Source organism: Pseudomonas sp. BF-R-01, from assembly GCF_019946615.1.
Classification (GTDB): domain Bacteria; phylum Pseudomonadota; class Gammaproteobacteria; order Pseudomonadales; family Pseudomonadaceae; genus Aquipseudomonas; species Aquipseudomonas migulae.
The window spans coordinates 1-3,176 of the sequence record NZ_JAGYFX010000206.1; the positions used below are offsets into that span (position 1 = coordinate 1).

Consider the following 3,176-nt stretch of genomic DNA (forward strand, 5'->3'; position numbering starts at 1 on the left):
CGTCTGAACATTCAACATGGATGTCGGCAGATAGTACGCCTTCGCGGGCAAGCCTCGCTCCTACGGGGGGAATGCGGTGGATCAGTTGGTTTGCGGCATCTCGCCGTTGGCCAGGCGCTGGTTGATGTCGGCAATCACGGCCGGCAAATCGGTGATGGTGTCGATCATGTAGTGCGGGCGCGAGCCTTCGAACAGTGCGTGGATACGCTTGCGTTCGCTGTCCAGCTCGTCACTGCCGAGGGCGCGATAACCTTCGTAGTCCAGGCCCAGCGCGTTGCCCGAGCAGATCAGCGCCACGGTCCACATGCCGGCGCGACGACCTTCAAGAATGCCTGGCACGGTGTCGTCGATCTTCACGCACGCGGCGACATCGTCGATGCCCAGGGCGATCACGTTGGCCAGTGCCTGAGCCGGCCATGGACGGCCGTTGGGCACTTCGTCGGTGGCGACCACGTGATCGGCGACGTAGCCGTTGGTGGCGGCGAGTTCGACCACTTTGTCCATGACTTGTTTCGGGTAGCCGGAGCAGGAGCCGATCTTGATCCCTTGCGCACGCAGGTTGGCGATGGTCTCCAGCGCGCCGGGGATCAGCGCCGAGTGCTCGGCGATTTTTTCGATTTGCAGCGGCATGAAGCGTTGGTAAATCGCAGTGACGTCATCGTCGGTCGGCGTGCGGCCGAAGGCCTTGCGATAACGTTCGGCGACGGCCGGCTGATCGCACAGGGTGCGGATGTGATCCCACTTGCCCATGCCCATCGGGCCACGGGCTTCTTCGATGGACACCTGGACGTCGAATTCGGCGAAGGCTTCGACAAAAATCTGGGTTGGGGCGAAGGAGCCGAAGTCGACCACGGTGCCGGCCCAGTCGAGGATGGCGGCTTGCAGTTTGGTTGGGTTTGCGTAGTTCATTTTTTTGATCCTGTAGGAGCGAGGCTTGCCCGCGAAGAACGATGACGAGGTTTGTCGGACAGACCGCGTCGCCTGTGTTCGCGGGCTAGCCTCGCTCCTACAGGGACGGCGGTGTCTGTGGTTCAGATTTCGAGCACTTCCATCTCGCGCAGCACTTCGGCAATCGCCGCCACCGCCGCGTGCATCTCGGCCTGGTTGACGTGGCCGATGCAGCCGACGCGGAAGGTTTCGACCTGGGTCAATTTGCCGGGATAGAGGATGAAACCCTTGGCCTTGACGCGTTCGTAGAACTCCTTGAACTGGTAACGCGGGTCTTTCGGTGCGTGGAAAGTGACGATGATCGGCGCCTGGATCGCGGCGGGCAGGAAGCTGCGCAAGCCGAGCCTGGCCATGTCATCGAGCAACACTTTGCAGTTGTCGGCGTAGCGCTGATGCCGCGCCGGCAAACCGCCTTCTTCGTTGTATTGCAGCAGGGCTTCGTGCAGCGCCGCGACCACATGGGTTGGCGGGGTGAAGCGCCATTGGCCGGTCTTGGCCATGTAGGTGTGCTGGTCGAACAGGTCCATCGCCAGCGAATGCGAGTTGCCGGCGGCATTTGCCAGCGCGTCTTTGCGAGCGAAGACAAACCCCATCCCCGGTACGCCTTCCAGGCATTTGCCCGAGGCGGCGATCAGCGCGTCGAACGGCACCTGTTGCGCATCCACCGGCAGCGCGCCGAAGGAGCTCATGGCGTCGATGATCAGGCGTTTGCCGTGTTGCGCAATGACCTGGGCGATTTCCGGCAGCGGGTTGAGGATGCCGGTGCTGGTTTCGCAGTGGATCAGCGCGACGTGGGTGATGCTGGCATCGGCCCGCAGCAGACGGTCTACGTCAGCGGCGGTGGTCGGTTCGTCTTCGGCGGTTTCAAAGGTGCTGTAGGCGCGGCCGAGCACTTCGCAGATTTTCGCCAGGCGTTTGCCGTAGGCACCGTTGATCAGCACCAGGACTTTGCCGTCGCGAGGCACCAGCGTGCCGATTGCCGCTTCGACGGCGAAGGTGCCGCTGCCTTGCAGGGGCACGCAGTGGTGACTGTCGCCGCCGTTGATGATCGCCAGCAGTTGCTCGCAGAGGCTGGCGGTCAGTTGATTGAAGCGGTCATCCCATGAACCCCAGTCGACCATCATCGCCTGACGGGTGCGGGCCGACGTCGTCAACGGGCCGGGGGTGAGCAGGATGGGTTCGGCAGTACTCATTCTCGTGTCCTCGCAATCGATGGGATGAAGCTACGGGGCTTAAATTGCAATTTGCCGTGCTATCAATCAAATTGTTTGTTGTTATGCCAGCCATCAGTGAGGGTTATTCATGAACCTGTTCCAGCTCCGCGCCTTCGATGCGGTGGCCCGCGAGGGCAGCTTCACCCGGGCCGCCGCCCGGCTGTTCATCAGCCAACCGGCGGTCACCGGGCACATCAAGGCGTTGGAGGAGCACTACCAGATCACCTTGCTGCGGCGCACCGCGCGTCGGGTCGAGCTGACGGAGGAGGGCACCAAACTCGCTGCGATCACCCGGGCGATGTTTGGTCTGGCCGAAGAAGCGCAAGTGATGCTGGAGGCCAATCGGCAATTGCTCACCGGGCGTCTGGAGGTGGCGGCGGACGGGCCGCACATGGTCATGCCGATGCTCGCGAGCCTGCGCGCGCGGTATCCGGGGATCACCGTGAACCTGCGCCTGGGCAATGCGCAGGAAACCCTGGGGGCGCTGTTGTCGGAGCATGCCGATGTGGCAGTGCTGACCGAGGTTGAGCCGCGTAAGGGTTTGCATTTGCAGGCGCTGAGCGAGTCGCGGATTTGTGCGCTGGTGCCTGAGGGGCATGCTTGGGCGCAGCGTTCGAAAGGGGTGCCGCTGAAGGAACTGGATCAGGTCATCATGGTGTTGCGCGAACCGAGTTCGATTACCCGACGCACGTTCGATGACGCTTGCGCCCAGGCGAAGGTGAGCCCTCGGGTGTTGCTGGAACTGGACAGTCGCGAGGCGGTGACCGAGGCCGTCGCGGCGCAGTTGGGGGTTGGCGTGGTGTCGTCGGTGGAGGTCAGCCACGACCCGCGGGTGGCGGCGGTGCCGATTATTGGCGAGGGGTTGGTGAACCGGCACATGATCGGGTGCATGGAGCGGCGGCGGGATTTGCGCTTGATTCAGGCGTTTTTCGAGTTGGCGCCGGTCAGTTAGACCGAGGTGCGGCCTTCGCGGGCAAGCCTCGCTCCTACAGATTGCATACGACCTTGTAGGAG

3 protein-coding genes are annotated in these 3,176 nt (G+C 62.9%); 1 reads left to right on the top strand and 2 read right to left on the bottom strand.

All coding sequences use genetic code 11. The features are described 5' to 3' along the window. Positions 1-81: 81 nt before the first annotated feature. Positions 82-909 (bottom strand): phosphonoacetaldehyde hydrolase, encoded by an 828-nt coding sequence (phnX, locus tag KGB27_RS31185; RefSeq protein ID WP_008040487.1) that lies wholly within the window; start codon positions 907-909, stop codon positions 82-84. 122 nt (positions 910-1,031) lie between these two features. Then, entirely contained in the window at positions 1,032-2,141 is a 1,110-nt protein-coding gene (locus KGB27_RS31190) for a 2-aminoethylphosphonate--pyruvate transaminase (RefSeq protein ID WP_223557375.1), read from the bottom strand. Between the two features lie 109 nt (positions 2,142-2,250). On the opposite strand from KGB27_RS31190, the gene KGB27_RS31195 reads away from it, so the two are divergent. Beyond that, positions 2,251-3,114, top strand: coding sequence for a LysR substrate-binding domain-containing protein (locus KGB27_RS31195; protein ID WP_223557376.1), 864 nt, complete (start codon positions 2,251-2,253; stop codon positions 3,112-3,114). Positions 3,115-3,176 lie beyond the last annotated feature (62 nt).